The organism is Psychrobacter sp. SCQQ22 (genome assembly GCF_015864605.1).
Lineage (GTDB): Bacteria > Pseudomonadota > Gammaproteobacteria > Pseudomonadales > Moraxellaceae > Psychrobacter > Psychrobacter fozii.
The window spans coordinates 293,323-311,679 of the sequence record NZ_JADYWZ010000002.1; the positions used below are offsets into that span (position 1 = coordinate 293,323).

17 protein-coding genes are annotated in these 18,357 nt (G+C 42.2%); 12 read left to right on the forward strand and 5 right to left on the reverse strand.

Annotated elements, in window-relative coordinates:
• Window positions 1–2: 2 nt before the first annotated feature.
• A complete protein-coding gene (locus I6E84_RS03960; RefSeq protein ID WP_197216290.1) occupies window positions 3–1,289 on the forward strand; it encodes an ABC transporter permease in 1,287 nt (428 codons plus the stop codon).
• The gene (locus tag I6E84_RS03965) at window positions 1,289–2,485 is read left to right on the forward strand and encodes an ABC transporter permease (protein ID WP_197216292.1); all 1,197 of its coding nucleotides are present in this window, start codon (window positions 1,289–1,291) and stop codon (window positions 2,483–2,485) included. Before I6E84_RS03960 ends, I6E84_RS03965 begins: the two co-directional genes overlap by 1 nt.
• Before the next feature lie 156 nt (window positions 2,486–2,641).
• On the opposite strand, the gene sthA is transcribed toward I6E84_RS03965, so the two are convergent.
• The 3 genes from sthA to I6E84_RS03980 all read right to left on the reverse strand — a co-directional run bounded on the left by sthA (window position 2,642) and on the right by I6E84_RS03980 (window position 5,743).
• Window positions 2,642–4,291, reverse strand: coding sequence for a Si-specific NAD(P)(+) transhydrogenase (gene sthA, locus I6E84_RS03970; RefSeq protein ID WP_227681289.1), 1,650 nt, complete (start codon window positions 4,289–4,291; stop codon window positions 2,642–2,644).
• A 78-nt stretch (window positions 4,292–4,369) separates the two neighbouring features.
• Window positions 4,370–4,765: a DUF4377 domain-containing protein gene (locus I6E84_RS03975; protein ID WP_197216294.1), complete on the reverse strand. Its 396-nt coding sequence runs from the start codon at window positions 4,763–4,765 to the stop codon at window positions 4,370–4,372.
• An 81-nt stretch (window positions 4,766–4,846) separates the two neighbouring features.
• Window positions 4,847–5,743, reverse strand: coding sequence for a pyruvate, water dikinase regulatory protein (locus tag I6E84_RS03980; protein ID WP_110923067.1), 897 nt, complete (start codon window positions 5,741–5,743; stop codon window positions 4,847–4,849).
• Window positions 5,744–6,322: 579 nt separating this feature from the next.
• Between I6E84_RS03980 and ppsA the strand changes: the two genes are divergently transcribed.
• From ppsA to I6E84_RS04020, 8 genes are all read left to right on the forward strand, one after another.
• Window positions 6,323–8,707, forward strand: coding sequence for a phosphoenolpyruvate synthase (gene ppsA, locus I6E84_RS03985; RefSeq protein WP_197216296.1), 2,385 nt, complete (start codon window positions 6,323–6,325; stop codon window positions 8,705–8,707).
• A 126-nt stretch (window positions 8,708–8,833) separates the two neighbouring features.
• Window positions 8,834–9,817, forward strand: a complete 984-nt coding sequence (locus I6E84_RS03990) for an RDD family protein (RefSeq protein WP_227681290.1) — start codon at window positions 8,834–8,836, stop codon at window positions 9,815–9,817.
• A gap of 291 nt (window positions 9,818–10,108) precedes the next feature.
• Entirely contained in the window at window positions 10,109–10,513 is a 405-nt protein-coding gene (gene rpsF, locus I6E84_RS03995) for a 30S ribosomal protein S6 (RefSeq protein WP_045446907.1), read from the forward strand.
• Window positions 10,514–10,529: 16 nt separating this feature from the next.
• Window positions 10,530–10,760, forward strand: a complete 231-nt coding sequence (gene rpsR / locus I6E84_RS04000) for a 30S ribosomal protein S18 (RefSeq protein WP_010198808.1) — start codon at window positions 10,530–10,532, stop codon at window positions 10,758–10,760.
• Window positions 10,761–10,784: 24 nt separating this feature from the next.
• Window positions 10,785–11,291, forward strand: coding sequence for a 50S ribosomal protein L9 (rplI, locus tag I6E84_RS04005; protein WP_197216300.1), 507 nt, complete (start codon window positions 10,785–10,787; stop codon window positions 11,289–11,291).
• A gap of 337 nt (window positions 11,292–11,628) precedes the next feature.
• Window positions 11,629–11,853: a hypothetical protein gene (locus tag I6E84_RS04010; RefSeq protein WP_197216302.1), complete on the forward strand. Its 225-nt coding sequence runs from the start codon at window positions 11,629–11,631 to the stop codon at window positions 11,851–11,853.
• A 317-nt stretch (window positions 11,854–12,170) separates the two neighbouring features.
• The gene (locus tag I6E84_RS04015) at window positions 12,171–13,529 is read left to right on the forward strand and encodes a GntP family permease (RefSeq protein WP_197216303.1); all 1,359 of its coding nucleotides are present in this window, start codon (window positions 12,171–12,173) and stop codon (window positions 13,527–13,529) included.
• A gap of 67 nt (window positions 13,530–13,596) precedes the next feature.
• Window positions 13,597–14,730: a glycerate kinase gene (locus I6E84_RS04020; protein ID WP_197216304.1), complete on the forward strand. Its 1,134-nt coding sequence runs from the start codon at window positions 13,597–13,599 to the stop codon at window positions 14,728–14,730.
• Window positions 14,731–14,814: 84 nt separating this feature from the next.
• Here I6E84_RS04020 and I6E84_RS04025 read toward each other — a convergent pair whose 3' ends face one another.
• Window positions 14,815–15,684, reverse strand: coding sequence for a LysR family transcriptional regulator (locus I6E84_RS04025; protein WP_197216305.1), 870 nt, complete (start codon window positions 15,682–15,684; stop codon window positions 14,815–14,817).
• A 108-nt stretch (window positions 15,685–15,792) separates the two neighbouring features.
• Here I6E84_RS04025 and I6E84_RS04030 point away from each other — a divergent pair, with 108 nt between their 5' ends.
• On the forward strand, window positions 15,793–16,293 hold the full coding sequence (locus I6E84_RS04030; protein WP_110923075.1) for a lactoylglutathione lyase family protein: 501 nt from the start codon (window positions 15,793–15,795) through the stop codon (window positions 16,291–16,293).
• A 260-nt stretch (window positions 16,294–16,553) separates the two neighbouring features.
• Window positions 16,554–17,366, forward strand: coding sequence for an enoyl-CoA hydratase (locus tag I6E84_RS04035; RefSeq protein WP_197216306.1), 813 nt, complete (start codon window positions 16,554–16,556; stop codon window positions 17,364–17,366).
• Window positions 17,367–18,007: 641 nt separating this feature from the next.
• Here I6E84_RS04035 and I6E84_RS04040 read toward each other — a convergent pair.
• On the reverse strand, window positions 18,008–18,346 hold the full coding sequence (locus tag I6E84_RS04040; protein WP_197216499.1) for a RidA family protein: 339 nt from the start codon (window positions 18,344–18,346) through the stop codon (window positions 18,008–18,010).
• Between the last annotated feature and the right edge of the window lie 11 nt (window positions 18,347–18,357).

Here is an 18,357-nt window from a genome sequence, read left to right on the forward strand (position 1 = left end):
CCATGCGCCTGACCAAGCTAAGTGGGGCTTTTTTACGTAGTGCGGCCTATGAGCAACGGTTTTTAGCCAAAAATCCGTGGGATTTAGCCATGGTAGTTTGGATACCATTAGCAACGGTGCTGCTGATTTGGTGGATATTTTCACAAACTCAAATTACGGATTTGCCCATTGGAGTCATTGACCGAGACAACAGCCCAGTTGCCAATACGGCTGTACGATACTTAGAAGCCAGTCCGACGCTGATGGTAAAACAGCTTTATGCCTCAGAATCTGATGCAGAGGCCGCTATCTTGCAACGCGATATCTATGCAGTCCTCATTATTCCTGAAGACTTCTCTCGTAATATTTTATCTGGCAAGCCCGCCCCGTTGGTGTTGCAAGTAAACGCGCAGTACGGTACGCATTCGGGCATTATTCAAACCAGCGTGCAAACGGTTGCTAGCACATTGTCAGCAGGTGTCGAGATACAGCGTTTGGTTAAGCAAGGTATGGCACCCTCACAAGCGGCAATTGCCTACTCGCCGATTAGCATACAACGTATCAGCCTGTTCAATGCTGCGACCAACTATCAACAGTTTTTGGCCTCAACTGTCATTCCTGCCCTGCTGCATATCTTGGCAATGGTGATTGGTGCAACGACGATAGGCCGTGAGCTACGTGATAAGAAAATCGGTCACTGGTACGATGTTATTACTAATAGCAATGTTGATGAAAACCAGCATGACAATCAGTATGACATTACTAATGAAAAAACAGGCTTTTCTGAGAATGGCACTCAGTCCAGACAAGTGTGTATTTCAATATTGTTGTTTGGATTATTGGGCAAGTATTTTTGGCCATTATTGGCTTATAGTATCTGGTCGATGTTGGCAATCTGGTTCGCTGCACCGCAAGCGTCCGTTGCTATTAGCTCGATTGTTGCCACTTATATTGGTCTCTTACTATTGATGATGCTCTCGTTCTTTCTCGGTGCTATCTTAACGTTGAATTCGTTTTCACTGCGCATGGGCTTGTCTTCTACCGGTTTTATTTCCGCACCGTCTTACGCATTTGCGGGTGTGACTTTTCCGTATATCGCCATCAGTGACAATGCTCAGCATTGGTCAGATGTGCTCCCGCTTACCCATTACTTAAAATTGCATATTGCACAGTTACAAATGCATGCGCCTGCTGCGGTGTCATTACCGATTGTCTATGGACTTACCCTAGCCACGACGATTGCGATGCTCCTGACCACATTATTGACCAAACGTGCGTTGGCACATCCTGAACGCTGGGGAGCACGCTAATGCCAGTTTCACCGAAAGAGAATGCGTCCACGACTGATGCAAAATTACACGCACAGACGCAGAATTTTCTTGGTGGGTTTTTGCAAACCCTAAAAGATATCTTTACTGACAAAGGTGTTCTTTTACTGTTGATGATTGCTCCTATGATTTACGGTTTCTTTTATCCTTGGCCCTACTCAACCGAAGTCATCAATCATGTGCCCGTTGGCATTATTGATTATGACAATAGCAATATGTCACGGACTATCGTTCGTTATGCGAGCGCTAGCCCGCAATTAGATACAGAGCGTTTTCTAAATGAGCAAGATGCTAAAGACGCCATATGGTCAGATGAAATCGCTGGATATATGGTCATTCCAAGCGGACTTGAGCAACAAGTCATGTCTGGCAAAAAGGCCAGCGTCAGTGTATTGGGCAATGGTGGTTATTTTTTATTAAATAAAAATGTCCAGATGGGATTTTTGAAAGCCATTAGTACGGTGTCAGCAGGTATCGAGGTTAAGAAAAGCGTGGCTCAAGGCATTTATCCAACGACCGCGACGGCCAATACCCAAGCCGTACCATTGCAAATTATACCTTTATACAACCAAACTGAAGGATATGGTGCATACGTCGTGCCAGCCGTTTCTATTCTGATTTTGCAACAAACGCTTTTGATGTCAACGACGATGTTGATTGGCACATGGTATGAGAAACGTCGTCATAGGACTACTATCCGTGGATGGCTGGGTCGTATTGCAGCGCTTAGTATGTGCAGCTTTATCATCGGCTGCTTTTATTATGGCTGGGCATTTGAGCTGCATCACTATCCGCGCGGACAGAACATGCTCGGTAGTCTATTGTTTCTACTGTTATTTTGTCCAACCGTGGCAACACTTGGCTGTGTATTGGGGTTATGGTTTCGCCAACGTGAACGTGGTATGCAGATTCTCATCTTCAGCTCTTTGCCCATGTTTTTTATCAGTGGCTATCCGTGGCCGGCTGACCAATTACCCGCGTTTTTACAAGCTATACGCTGGCTGATACCCACGACACCTGGCGTCAACACATCGGTACAGCTTAACCAAATGGGTGCAAGCGTCTCACAGGTCGCTATTGGGTTTTATGCACTTGCCGCTCTATGGCTATTTTACTTTATGCTGCTTATGCTTATTCTTTGGTATCACACTGATAAACAAAGTCAGACAGTCGCATAAAACATAGCTCTATTAAAAGTTCTGCATATATGCTTGGATTACAGACTCTGAGCTATGCTTAGATTAATAAATAAGCCACAAAAAAGCGCCTGCACTATTAATAATATAGTAGCAGGCGCTTTTTTATTGATATGACTTTATTTGAATAAGCTTGTTTTAAAAGACGCGATTCAAACCGTTCAATGCCGCAACACGATAGGCTTCCGCCATCGTTGGATAGTTGAATGTCGTATTCACAAAGTACTCAAGCGTGTTATTGCTCTTACACTTCATGACGGCTTGACCAATATGAATAATTTCTGACGCATGATTACCATAACAATGGATACCCAAGATTTCTAGCGTATCACGATGGAACAAAATCTTTAGGACACCCGAACGTTCACCGATGATTTGTGCACGTGCCAGATGTTTAAAGAATGCCTGACCCACTTCATAAGGGACTTTTTCATCCGTCAGTTCTTGCTCTGTTTTACCAATACAAGAGATTTCTGGAATCGTATAAATACCAGTCGGTACGCTAGATACTGGCTCAGCATCATCGTCGCCTACCATAAAGGCAGCGGCACATCGCCCTTGGTCATAGGCAGCAGATGCCAAAGACGGCCAACCAATCACATCACCAGCGGCATAGATATTTTCGATACCTGTGCAATAAGTATCATCGACTTTCAGCTGACCACGGCTATTGGCTTTTAGACCAATGGCTTCTAGATTTAAGCCTTCTGTATTACCTGAGCGACCATTTGACCAAAGAATGGCATCAGATTTGATGCGCTTACCACTCTTTAAGTGCAAGACTACATAATCATCGTGTGTCTCAAGGTAATCAATCTCTTCATTACTACGGATGAGCACGCCAAATTGTCTAAAGTCATGCGCGATGGCATCACTAATTTCGCTATCCAAATAATTGAGCAACTGATCTTGGTTATTGATTAAGTCAACTTTATAGCCGAGACCGGTAAAGATAGACGCATACTCACAACCGATCACGCCTGCACCATAAATGATGATTTTTTTGACGACATAATCCATTTGCAGGATTTTGTCAGAATCAAAAACGCGTGGATGATCAAAGTCTAGAATGTCAGGACGGTAAGGACGGCTACCGACGGTAATGATGGCTTTATTAAAAGTAATGGTTTCAAAAACATTGTCATCGGTTTCAATGCGTAGCGTGTGCTCATCAACGAAACTTGCCCACCCTTGAATCACTTCAATACGGTTGCGCTCATAGAATCGTGTGTGAGTACTGACTTGACGACGTATTACTTGACGGGCTTTGGCCAGCACTTCATTTAGTGGTACTTGCTTATATTCCATCGCCTTGGTAAACATCGGATCACGGCGAAAGTTGATCAAGTTAAATACTGATTGGCGCAGCGCTTTACTCGGGATGGTACCCACATGAGTAGAGTTACCGCCCACTTGGTCACGCGGATCAACAACTACGACTCTTTTGCCAGACTTAGTCAGCTTCATGGCAGCAGCTTCACCAGCAGGGCCTGCTCCTAAAATAACTGCGTCATATTCATATGCATGATCATCGCTTTTTAGGCGGCGAGAGTCTTTGGCAAAACCAGATTTGACATCGATTCGTGTGTCATCAAGTGGATTCACAAGATCAGGATGATGTATAAAATCATCAGTGACTTGCTCGTGAGTCTGTTCAATGTTTTGTTGTTTATTTTTGCCTTCAGTGTGCTCAGGATTAGGTATGTGACCATCCGCTTTATTAGATACTTCGGTATGGGTATCTTCACCGATATCATTAGTCGCGTCGCTTGGTTTTTTACTTCCCATCGTATCCTCTTTATATTTACTGGTTTATTTGATATCTAGACCGTGAGTGAGTCAATAGTTAAATGAGTCAGAGTCACATTATTGAGGGTTGCTCACCATACGTTGTGACACAATATTTTGTAATGTCCAATACCCAGTGAGACTCTGCTTTCCCTCATCGATCTGCGGGCGAGCACTGATCACATATTCAGTACCGAGCGCTGGCTGAAAATCTTCAATCCAATCGTAAGGAATCTGAAACACACTACCATCTTTGGACTTGGCCAGCAGACACTGCATCGGTAATGCAGAGGCACAGGCCACCCGATTTGGCATAATCGTTAACGTTTGTGCATCACCCAATACGATAGACGGCACATAACGTGGCTCAGGTACTGGCTCACGCGACGTCTGACAAGCCGTCAGTAATGTCGCTACACTCAGTAAGCTCGCCAATAATAAAGGGGTTTTGCTAGATTTGTAAGCTGAACTCATAATGTTCTCTATATGATAATGAGATTATATTGAACCGACTATGGTCAAATCGATTAACATTTGATTTGATTAAACGAACCCTTAACCAATACGACGTTTAAGGCCTGTCTTCTGTAAAATACGAGTCGCAATTTCTTCAACGGACATCTCAGACACATCCAAACTTGGAATGCCATGAGTGATATAAATGCCTTGTATCGCGCGCTGCTCTTGCTGACATTGCTGATAGCTCGAATAACGACTGCCTGCACGGCGCTCTTGGCGGATTTTTACCAAGCGATCGGTATCGATGAGCAAGCCAAACAGTTTGTCTTTATGTTCACGCAATGCTTTTGGTAATTGATTGTCGTACAAATCATCTTCGGTCAAAGGATAGTTGGCTGCTCGAATACCGAACTGTAATGCTAAGTATAAAGATGTTGGCGTTTTGCCCGAGCGAGAGACCCCAACCAAAATAATATCGGCTGCATTATAGTGACGTGTACGTGCACCATCATCATTGTCTAAGGCAAAATGGACCGCGTCAATACGTTCTTTATAGGTCTCAGAATCGACATTATCGTGGGCATGACCTGAATGTCCATCTGGCTCTACCCCTGTCTCTTCTGCGACACGCCCAATCAAACCCTCATACATATCCAAATTACAGCTTTGTGCTGCGTTAATTTTTTCACGAATATCAGGGTTAACAATCGTATCAAACACTAAAGGCAAAAATCCGTCTCGTTGATAAGCCATATTGATTTGCTCAACGGCATCCTCTGCACGCTCAATACTGTCCACATAGGGCAATACGCGTGTCTCAAAGGGTATCGAAGCAAACTGACTCAAGATAGCACGGCCAAGTGTCTCAGCTGTAATCGCCGTACCATCTGAGATAAAAAATGCCGTTCTAACCGTTTGAGAGCTGTCCAAATTCAGTGCATGATGATTTTGGATAGTGGACTTGACTGGTTCAGATGGATTGCTTGAGTACATAACGTTGACACCTCAATTAGAAACACACATGGTAATCTTTATCTGGTTTTTATTTTCAATCTACTTTAGACTCATCTAACTCTCGATATAAGCACTAAAAGTCGACACATATATAATGGCAGGCCTACATTCTTGATGCCCTACATTATACGCATAATAGCCACCTAATAGAAATCAATGTTACAGGCGCACACTTAGAAACCCACACTACTTTTGATGTCCTAATTGCTGTCCATAGGTCTGCTCACTTCACCTTCTTACTTGTATCGCTTTAGTACTTTCTACTATATATAGGTATTTATTATGAGTAGCTGCTAACCCACTTTTTCCTCACTCCCAAACCCTCTATTTATAAACCCATAAATGATTATCAAATGGCATTTATATCAGCTTTTACTTATATTTCATAAAAACTCTAAAAAGTAAAATCTGTGATACTTGCCATAAATTATGTAGCAAATGCCATAATTTGTGTGTTTTTAACAATTTTTTTGATTTAAGCCCTCGAAATTCTCAAAATATAGCGGTATAATCCACCGTTATAATCTTTACTAAATAACCTTATTTTCTGGAGTTATCATGGCAGCGCAATCTACAGCACTTGTAATCAATCTTGATCAGCTAGGAAAAGACGACATTGAAATGGTCGGCGGTAAGAACGCTTCATTAGGTGAAATGATCAGCCATTTGTCTGATTTGGGTGTTAGTGTACCAGGCGGCTTTGCCACCACATCAAATGCGTTTAACCGCTTTTTGAATGAAACTGGCCTGCTTGACAAAATCAACAGCGAACTAAAGACGTTAGATGTTGATGATGTAAAAAAACTTGCAGAAACTGGTAAAAAGATTCGTACTTGGATTATTGAGCAAGAGCTGCCAAAAGATCTTGAGCAAGAAGTGCGTCAGTCATTTGAAGCCATGAGTGGCGGCGAAGACATCGCTGTTGCTGTACGTTCTTCTGCGACTGCCGAAGATTTACCAGATGCTTCATTTGCTGGTCAGCAAGAGACATTCCTAAACATTCGCGGTATTGATAACGTTCTAATCGCTATTAAAGAAGTATTTGCCTCTTTATACAATGACCGTGCTATCTCTTATCGTGTACACAAAGGTTTTGAGCACGAAGGTGTTGCACTATCTGCAGCCGTACAACGTATGGTACGTTCAGAAACTGGCGCAGCCGGTGTGATGTTCACGCTAGATACTGAAAGTGGCTTTGATCAAGTGGTATTTATCACGTCAAGCTATGGCCTAGGTGAAATGGTCGTACAGGGCGCGGTTAACCCAGATGAATTCTATATCTCAAAACAATTGCTAGCCAACGGTAAACCTTCGGTTATTCGCCGTAACCTAGGCAGCAAGCATAAGAAAATGATTTATGGTGATGAAGGCAGTACTGCCAAATCAGTCAAAACTGTCGATGTTGAAAAACAAGATCGCATGCAGTTCTCCCTCTCTACTGAAGAGCTAACCTCTCTTGCCAAACAAGCCGTAACGATCGAAAAGCATTACGGTCAAGCAATGGATATCGAGTGGGCAAAAGACGGCGATACTAACGAAATCTTTATCGTTCAGGCACGTCCAGAGACGGTTAAGAGCCGCCAAGACAGCAATGTCATGGAACGCTATATCATCAACACGACTGATGCAAAAATCTTATGCGAAGGCCGCTCAATCGGTCAACGTATCGGTTCAGGTAAAGTACGTATCGTTAGCAACTTAAACGAGATGGACAAAGTACAAGAAGGCGACGTACTCGTATCAGACATGACCGATCCTGATTGGGAACCAGTCATGAAGCGCGCTTCTGCCATCATCACTAACCGTGGTGGCCGTACGTGTCACGCAGCTATCATCGCGCGTGAGCTAGGTGTTCCAGCTATCGTTGGTTGTGGTAATGCGACTGAGCTGTTGGTTGACGGTCAAGATGTGACTGCTTCTTGTGCTGAAGGCGATACTGGTTTCATTTATGAGAGCCAAATTGACTTTGAAGTACAAACCAACTCTGTTGAAACGATGCCAGAGCTAGCATTCAAAGTAATGATGAACGTTGGTAACCCAGATCGCGCATTCTCATTCACGCAAATGCCAAACGAAGGTATTGGTCTTGCGCGTCTAGAGTTCATCATCAACCGTATGATTGGTGTGCATCCAAAAGCGTTGCTAAACATGAACAGCTTGCCACGTGAAATATCACAAGCTATCCAAGAGCGTATCGCTGGTTATGCCTCACCTGTTGACTTCTATGTTGATAAATTGGTCGAAGGCGTTTCAACGCTAGCCGTTGCCTTTATGGATCAGCCAGTCATCGTTCGTATGTCAGATTTTAAATCTAACGAATATGCTAACTTGCTTGGTGGTAAGTTATACGAGCCATCAGAAGAAAACCCAATGCTTGGTTTCCGCGGTGCCAGTCGTTATGTGTCTGACAACTTCCGTGACTGCTTCGAGCTTGAGTGTAAAGCACTGAAGCGCGTACGTGATGAGATGGGCTTGACCAACGTCGAGATTATGATTCCTTTCGTACGTACCGTTGGCGAAGCAGCACAAGTCATCGAGTTACTTGAGAAGAACGGTCTGAAACGTGGTGAAAACGGTTTGCGCATCATCATGATGTGTGAGCTACCGACCAACGCGCTATTGGCAGAAGAGTTCTTAGAATACTTCGATGGTTTCTCAATCGGCTCTAACGATTTGACTCAGTTGACACTTGGTCTAGATCGTGACTCAGGCATCGTCTCACATCTATTCGATGAGCGTGATCCTGCGGTTAAGAAGCTGTTGACTATGGCTATCGATGCTTGCCGTAAGCAAAACAAATATGTCGGTATCTGTGGCCAAGGCCCATCAGATCATCCAGATCTTGCTTACTGGTTGATGGAACAAGGTATCAGCTCAGTATCATTGAACCCAGATTCAGTACTAGATACTTGGTTATTCTTGGCTGGTGAAGACTCAAAGTAAGCCCTTACGTTCATTCGTAGCGGTCATTTACACAGTCACTAAGAGTACCACCATTAGGGTCTATTTGATTTTTTCAAATAGACCCTAATATAATGTACGAAGACATGACTAACTATGCAGGCAATTATGCAGATTTTCCTTGCTCGAAATAACGTACAAGCTGGGCCATATAGTTTGGATCAGCTCAATATCATGCTAACCTCTGGTGAAGTATTGCTAGACGATTTGATATGGCATGACGGCCTAGACCAATGGCAGCGCGTCGGTAACTTAACCAATAACCAAACGGTTTATCGACCGACCAACGTTAATAGCCCTCAGGCCAATGACTCTATCATCAATAACGTTACCGTTTTTCCTGAAGATAACGTCAATGATGCACAGGACGGCAAGTCAGTATCGTTAGATAGATTATATGGTAAGCCTGAACGTCCAAAAGACACCAGTAAAGACGCGAAAGCAGACATGACAACCAATCGTCATCATACGCCGCACAACAATGTGTCATTGAATAAATCTACTAACAGTAAAGCTACCTCGAGCAAAGACAAAGTCGTTGGTAATGTTGTCCTTGCCCCCATCATGTCACGAGTCTTGGCAACTGCACTTAATGGTTTGCTTTATATCTTGGCCATTTTTCCGCTAGTCATGGCATTGACTAAAATGGATGTGGATTACACTAAATTCCAAAACATCCAAGATATGGACGCGGCTTATCAATACTCAATGACACTGATGGAGAGCCTTCCTAGCAGCACATTGATGATATCGCAAGTCATGGTTTTTGGCTTGTTTGCGTTACAGTTAGTATTCATCACCATGCGTGGTCAATCACTGGGCAAGCTGATTACAGGTATTCGCGTCGTGGATCAAACCACGCATCGTCTGCCTTCTTTTATCAAGCTCATCGGCATGCGTACATTGCTGCTATTTATTATCTATAATTTGCTATTCTCATTCACAAGCTTTTTAGGTTTTGTGATTATTGCTATTCACTATTACATGGCATCGAAAAGCCCTGAAAATATTGGTTGGCATGACAAACTTGCTAAAACCTTAGTCGTAAAAGCAGATAGCAGTCAGATAGTGAAAGAGCCAAAAATAAAATAACCGTCTTGTTAGTTTGGTTATTATTGATATGTCTTATATATAATAAAAAAGCAGCGTACGATCGTTGCTTTTTTTATTGGTAAAGACATATTCATCATTTTTATATTTTATTGACAGTACCGTAGAGATTAACCTTTGTGTTAATGGCTAAGTACTGTTATAATACGGCGCTTTATAAACTAAGCTTATTCCTCATTATTTTTTATAAAATTTGATAGGATTCGGGCTTACCTTATAAATCTCCTTGCTATTAACATAGGGTTAATAGCTACTAATCCGTAAGGAGTCATAATGCGACATTACGAACTGGTGTTACTTGTACACCCAGACCAAAGCGACCAAGTGGTCGGCATGGTTGAGCGCTATATCAAGTTAGTTCAAGACAACAACGGTGTTATCCATCGTTTAGAAGATTGGGGCCGCCGTCAATTGGCATATCCAATCAACAAGATTCACAAAGCTCATTACGTTCTTTTCAACATTGAAACTGACGGTGAAACTTTAGCTGAACTTGAAGAATTATTCCGTTATAACGACGCGATCATTCGTAGTCTAGTTATGCGCCGTGACGACGCTGTCACTGAAGAGTCGCAGTTAGCCAAGAATGCCGATGAAAAACGCGCACGCAAAGCAACTACTCGTCGTCCAGACAGTCGTGAAAACGATAACGACGACAACGACAACAGTGAAGACTAATTAAAGGAGAATACTCATGGCACGTTTCTATCGCCGTCGCAAATTCTGCCGTTTCACTGCTGAAGGCATCACTCACATCGATTATAAAGATGTTGAATTGCTAAAACAGTATATCAGTGATAATGGTAAAATCGTACCAAGCCGCATTACCGGTACATCTACTAAATATCAGCGTCAACTAGCTACTGCTATCAAGCAAGCTCGTTATTTATCGCTACTTCCATACACTGATAACCATCAGGGTTAACCGTTAATTAACTAGGAATGACTCATGCAAATTATTTTGTTACAGCGTATCGTCAACCTTGGTAAACTCGGTGAAACCGTCGATGTGAAACCAGGTTACGGACGTAACTTTCTTATCCCTTTGGGTAAAGCACTACCTGCTACTAAAACTAACATTGAAAAGTTCGAAGCACGTCGTGCTGAACTTGAAGCTGAAGAAGCGAAAGAAGTAGCTGTTGCTCAAGAACGTGCTGATGCACTAACTGACGTTAATGTCATCATGCGTGCTAAATCAGGCGACGAAGGCAAGCTATTCGGCTCTATCGGTACTCGCGATATTGCTGAAGCATTGACTAACTCAGGTCTAGAAGTAGACCGTGCTGAAATCAAGCTTCCTGAAGGCACTTTACGTCAAGTTGGCGAATATAATGTTGATATTCAGCTACATCATGACGTTACTGCTAGCATCTTAGTTACTATTCTTTCTGAAGAAGGTAACAATGATGACGAAGACGACGTTGCAGATGAAAGCGAAGACTATTCTGAAGAGTAATCTTTAGCATATCTAGTTTCAGTCTACATAAAAAACCAGTGATGTTATGTCACTGGTTTTTTTACGTCTGCACTTTACGATAGTAGTCTACTATTAATTGAAATTGAGGTTTAAACAAACAATATTTTCCTTTCAAACACCGTGATAACTGTCCTTTTATTAATGATTTCTGCAATGACATAATCCAGTAACTAGCCGTAATAAATATCCAAAAAAACTTATACTTAACAACAAGATACCATATATAAAGCATCTATATTATCGTGCAGTGAATTGCTATTATAGCCATATCTAATCTACTGGTTCCGAGTTGTAGATAATAATAAGGTACGATAATATGATAAACACTAACGACAAATTAATATGTATCAAAGGTAATGACGTGTACTCAGAAGGTGAGATATATACCGTGGGTAGAATCGTCAACGATAAGTATTTTCAACTAATGACAGGTAGTAATGACGACCATTGGTACGCAACATTAGATAAAGAAGGTATCTGTGTGAGTTTCGACTCAATAGTAGCAGAAGGTAATAAAGCACGATTCGATAAAATCGCGTAATTACCAACTAAATACTGCTTTGAACATGCTGTGCACAACGACTGGTCATTTAAAATGGCCAGTTTTTTTGGTTAAAATTCAATAATCACTGTTCTATAAGCTAATAACCCTCATAAAAGTATCTTAAGATATATGTATTACCTCTTCGCTATACCTAGTAAATCGTAAAAACCTTATCGACAACCCCATATATTTCACGAATGTATTTCCTAGTCGCGTCTATTTACTATAAAATGTGCCCCTTTAAAATTTCGTATCGTTATTGATGCCTGTTCGCGTGAATAATCCATTAAGATATAAACCATATTGAGACAGTAATGATTGTATTTTGGCTTGTGCTGACCATTCTTTTTATTATTTTCGCTACCGCAAAATTAAAGTGGCATCCTTTTTTAGTGTTGATTTTGTCCGCATTTTTGGTAGCACTATTCTACCAAGTACCACTTAATACTGTCGCTAAGACAATCTCTGATGGCTTTGGTGGTATCTTAGGTTATATCGGTCTAGTAATTGTATTCGGTACCATTATCGGCTTAATCCTTGAGAAAACTGGTGCGGCTATTGTGATGGCAGAAACCGTTATCAAAGTTTTGGGGCCACGCTTCCCTACTTTGACCATGTCTATCGTCGGTGCAGTCGTTTCAGTACCTGTATTCTGTGACTCAGGCTACATCATCTTAAACTCATTAAAAGAGACGTTGGCCGAGCGTTTAAAAGTATCTAGTGTGGCGATGAGTATTGCCTTAGCAACTGGCTTGTACGCAACCCATACTTTCGTACCACCGACACCAGGTCCGATTGCAGCGGCAGGCAACTTAGGATTAGAATCCAATCTAGGTTTGGTCATCATGGTCGGTGTGGTCGTGACAGCCGTTGCTGTATTGGCTGGCTGGTGGTGGTCCAACCGTTTTCTGAATGTGACGCCTGACAATATAGATGCGCTGGATGCACCAGCCGTGACATTGCCCGAAAATATGAAAACGCGTGACGACTATAGTAATATGCCGTCAGCAACGATGGCGTTTTTACCCATTATCGTGCCTATCGTATTGATCTGCCTATCGTCTGTTGCCAACTTCCCAAGCGCACCGTTTGGTAGTGGCACGTTGACAGATATCTTAGTATTCATTGGTAATCCACTAACAGCTCTGCTCATCGGTCTGTTTTTGTCATTCTTACTTATCAATACTGAGCAAAAAACACAGCAGATCAGTGACAGCATCTCACAAGGTCTGGTCGTAGCCGCTCCTATTTTATTGATTACTGGTGCTGGTGGTGCATTTGGTGCCATGTTAAAAGTAACACCAATCGGCGACTATTTGGGCACGACACTATCTGCGTTGGGACTCGGTATTTTTATGCCATTCATCGTCTCTGCTGCACTAAAGACGGCACAAGGCTCGACCACCGTAGCACTAGTCACCACCTCTGCGATGGTTGCACCGTTATTGGATCAAATTGGTCTAGACAGTGAGCTGGGTCGCGTATTTTGTGTGATGGCAATTGGTGCAGGCGCTATGACTATCTCACATGCCAATGACAGCTTCTTTTGGATTGTCAGTCAGTTTAGCCGCATGAGTGTGTCACAAGCATACAAAGCCCACTCGATGGCGACTGGTATTCAAGGTGTGACCAGTATTGTGTTTATCTGGCTGTTAACTTTAGTATTTATTTAACAGTGTTCATTTAACACATTCGTTGAAATATCAAAAAAGACGTTCAAAAATACCCAGAGAGACATTCATGAAGATTTTAATCGCCCCCGACTCGTTCAAAGAAAGCTTAGAAGCATTGGATGTTTGCCGCGCCATTCAATCTGGTTTTAGTCAGGTGTTTCCAAATGCTGACTATACGTTATTGCCCATGGCTGATGGCGGTGAAGGCACCTCTGCAGTATTGTCTTATGTATTAGGCGGACGCTGGAAAGAAGTGGTGGTACACGACCCACTCATGAGACCCATTACTGCAAAGTACTTATTATTGCCTGATGCCACAGCAGTTATCGAGATTGCTCAAGCTTGTGGGTTACATCTACTGACCATCGCAGAGCGTAATCCTGTCATTGCTAGTAGTTACGGTGTCGGTGAGCTGATTGCCGATGCTTTAGATGAAGGCGCCGAGCGTATTATTATCGGGCTGGGTGGTAGTGCCACCAATGATGCAGGTCTTGGTATGCTAACGGTATTGGGTATGACATTTCATGATATTAATGACAGTCCATTAGCACAAGGCGGTGGTGAGCTTGCCAAGTTACACAAACTCAATGATACAAGTTTCCATGCAAAAGTGGTAGATACCGTGTTTGAAGTGGCGTGTGATGTGACCAATCCACTATGTGGGCAATTAGGGGCCAGTGCTATATTTGGACCACAAAAAGGTGCATCTCCACAACAAGTTAACGATTTGGATAAAGCCTTAAGCCATTTTGCAGCTGTTCGCGCGAACAGCCATCAGGACTGTCAAGAAGTCGCAGGTGCTGGCGCAGCCGGTGGTCTTGGCTATGCGTTGATGAGCTTTTGTGGCGCGCAGCTGAAATCGGGTTTTGATACGGTCGCTGAAGTGACCAAGTTGTCACAGCATATTGCCGATGCGGATTTGGTTATCACTGGCGAAGGCAAGCTCGATGCACAAACAGCCATGGGTAAAGTCGCTGGTGGTATCAGTCATATCGCTAAAGCCAATAATACGCCTGTCATCGCCATCTGCGGCAGTGTTGACGGATTAAAACCTGCTCAGACTAGCCAATTCGAGGTCGTCATGCCCAGTATCCAAAAGGTAGATACCATCGAAAACGTACTCAGGCAGGCTTATGACAATATTGAAACCACGGCTGTAAACATTGCTGCGAGTATCAGACTTGGGCAAAGCATGAAATAGCTTCATTTTTAGAATAAAGATAAGTCTTAGGTATACGGTTATTAGAGGTTTTTAACAGTTTTTTGGATATTTGTCTTAAAATCTCTATAACCATTTTTGCACTTCATGAATAACGGTTTGCATTCTGTTAGGCAGTACAGACTGACTGCGGACAGCAAGGTATAAAGTTTCGCTGACAGGTACTGGTAGGTAGTGACTTTTGATAGCTTGAGGATTTGGGTATGCGGCAACCGCATGCGCTGGTAAAACGGTAAACCCAAGTCCCCTGCTCACTGGCTCCAAAATCAAGCTAATCTGGTTTGAAAATCCTTTTTTATCAAAATCATTGACGTGCTGAAACTCAGGATAATTAGCACTTAGCAGCAGACTTGCATGGTGCGCACCATCTGGATGATCTATAAACCCAAGCTGATTTAGTGTCTCCCAACTCGTCTCAGTAGTCGTTGCAGGAGTAATCAATAGCAACGCTTCTTGAGCCACTGGCTTGCAACTCACTGTCTCATCACCTGAAATATCCGTCATAAAACCAATATCAATCTCATGCTTGGCAAGTGCCCGCTCTATATCAACATTGGGTGCAAAGCGATAATCAATCACTAGATTCGGATGCTGCTGCTGTAGTGTCAACAGCTGCGGATACAGCTTAAGCCCCACACTACCCGGTGACATCAGTCGCACCAATCCTTCATAAGCAGGGTCTTCCCCAATGCGCTGCTCTAAGCGTGCCAATCGCTGTAAGATATCTTCTGCTTCCTGATAAAGCTGTTGACCGGCATCAGTCAATGAGAACTGCTTACCCTGACGAATAAGCAAATCAATATCTAACTGATTCTCTAGCTTACTGATGTGTTGACTGACACCGGACTGGGTCATGTGTAAGCGCTCGGCTGTATGCGTAAAGTGACCGACGTCAACAAGCGTGCAAAAGGTGCGTAACCATGTGATATTTATCATTACAATATATACTTATCTTTATAATAAATGATAATTTTACGTAATTATCTTCTGTTTGTATACTGGCTCCACGTTAAAGAAAACGCACACCAAACAGGAGCACAAGCTATGAACAATGTTTATCCAAGAAGCTTTTCGCACATCGGTCTTTCAGTCCCTGACCTAGATGCAGCCGTGAAATTCTATACTGAAGTAATGGGTTGGTATACCATCATGGAGCCTACTGAGATTGTCGAAGATGACAGCCCTATTGGTGAAATGTGTACTGAAGTATTCGGCTCAGGTTGGGGCAGCTTCCGTATCGCCCACCTATCGACTGGTGACCGTATCGGTGTTGAGATTTTTGAATTCAAAAATCAAGAAGACCCTGAAAACAATTTTGAGTACTGGAAAACTGGTATCTTCCACTTCTGTGTTCAAGATCCAAATGTTGAAGAGCTGGCTGAGCGTATGGTTGCAGCAGGTGGTAAAAAACGTATGGAAAAACCACGCTACTACTACCCTGGTGAAAAGCCATATCGCATGATTTATATGGAAGACCCGTTCGGCAACATTGTTGAGATATACAGCCACAGCTACGAGCTTATTTATAGCGAAGGCGCGTACTAATCTCAAGATAAATACAGATTCGTATGGCTTTAGCTTATATCTGACTGACAAACCAATAGCGTACTCATAACTTGAGTGCGCTATTTTTGTTTTTGAACACTCTATATTAATAAACTATTGTATATAAAATAAGCCATGCTACTATTTAGGTACAGTCAATTTCCTATAAATTAGCAAATTCTTACAAACGACGTAATCTTGACTGAATAATATAGCGGTACATATTGCACTTACCAACAATCTATTATCAAGGATGATAAATGACTCAATCTGACGTTACTCTAGACCTAAATGACCTTCTGGTTATTAGAGAAGACAATAAAGAAAGTGGCGTAGTCACGCTCACCTTAAACCAACCCAAACAATTTAATGCTTTATCCGTTGAGTTACTGTCTGCGATGCAAACTGAACTAGATAATATTGCCCAAGACAACCAGATTCAAGTTGTCATTATTGCAGCCAATGGTAAAGCATTTTGTGCAGGCCACAATCTAAAACAGATGCGTGCCAATGTAAACGAAGCCTTTCAGCGCACACTATTTCAGCAGTGTAGTCAAATGATGCTAACCATCAATCAAATGCCGCAAGTCGTCATTGCAAAGGTGCAGGGCATTGCGACAGCAGCAGGATGTCAGCTAGTCGCAGCTTGTGATTTAGCCGTTGCCGCTGATGAAGCCAAATTTGCCACTTCAGGGATAAACGTTGGACTGTTCTGCTCCACGCCTGCGGTTGCTGTCAGTCGTAATCTACCTCGTAAGCAAGCGTTTGAGATGCTGATTACTGGTGAGTTTATCGATGCACATACTGCTTTACAATATGGATTAATCAATCGTGTGGCAAGCGCTGAGCAATTAGAGCAAGTCTTACAATCGTTGATAGAAGCAATCACTGTCAAATCACCAGTGGCGGTAAGAACTGGCAAAAATATGTTTTATAAACAACTAGATATGAATGTCGAAGATGCTTATCACTATGCCAGTGAAGTAATGACTTGTAATATGATGGCAGACGATGTGAATGAAGGTATTGACGCCTTTATTGAAAAGCGCCAACCCGTATGGAAAGGATACTAACGGTTTGACAAAAATACTCTGACCAAAGAAAAATGAGGTTACCATTATTATGAAATCATCATAGACCCTAAGATTATAAATGCAAGAGCTACCAATGATCTCAAAAATGGCGAACTACAATCTGGCCAGCGAGTGATAATAAAATATAAATTGGCAAATGGAAGAAACAGATACAAAAGCCCCCAGAGTATTGATTCTTGGAAGGCAATGATAATTAACTTAATGCTATAAATAAGAAGCATAATACCTGCGATTATAAGTATAATAGAACCTAAAATTTCCACGTGATTTTCCTCAAAATTTTTAATAAAAAAATAAACTACAATCTGTTTAAAAACGCTATTTATAATAGATAATATGATTGCTATCCGCTCTCTTGACATCAAGAAATATAATGTGTCTTAAGGCATCCATATTATCTCAGAATTGTTTCTGGCGTATAGTAACAGGTAACACAAAAGATTCATAATTTTATAAGACATAAGTTGATCAAATTTATTCCAGACTACTTCGATAGCTTATAAAAAATGCTGACAACCAATACATGAGAAGACAGAAAAAACAAAAAGGCCATGATATCGCTATCATGGCCTTTTTTGTTTCTATTTAATACCGGTACTACAGATACTATGAGCAAATTATTATTCAGCAGCGATAGCGATCATCTCAACCAATAGCTCAGGGCGTGCTAGGGCTGATTCACCACAAGCACGAGCTGGAGGCTGAATGCCTTCAAAAAATTTGTCATAGACTTCATTCATAGCAGCAAAATCTGCCATATCTTTGATCCAAACCGTTACTGATAGTAGTTTTGATTTATCACTACCCACTTCTTCTAGCAAGGTTTGGATTTTTTCTAAGCAAGTCAATGTTTGTGCTTTGATATCATCTTCTGCATTACCTACCTGACCACACAAGTATACAGTCTGGTTATGGACGACAATTCTGCTCATGCGTGGCGTGGCGTGTAGCTTCTTTATCATATTGTATA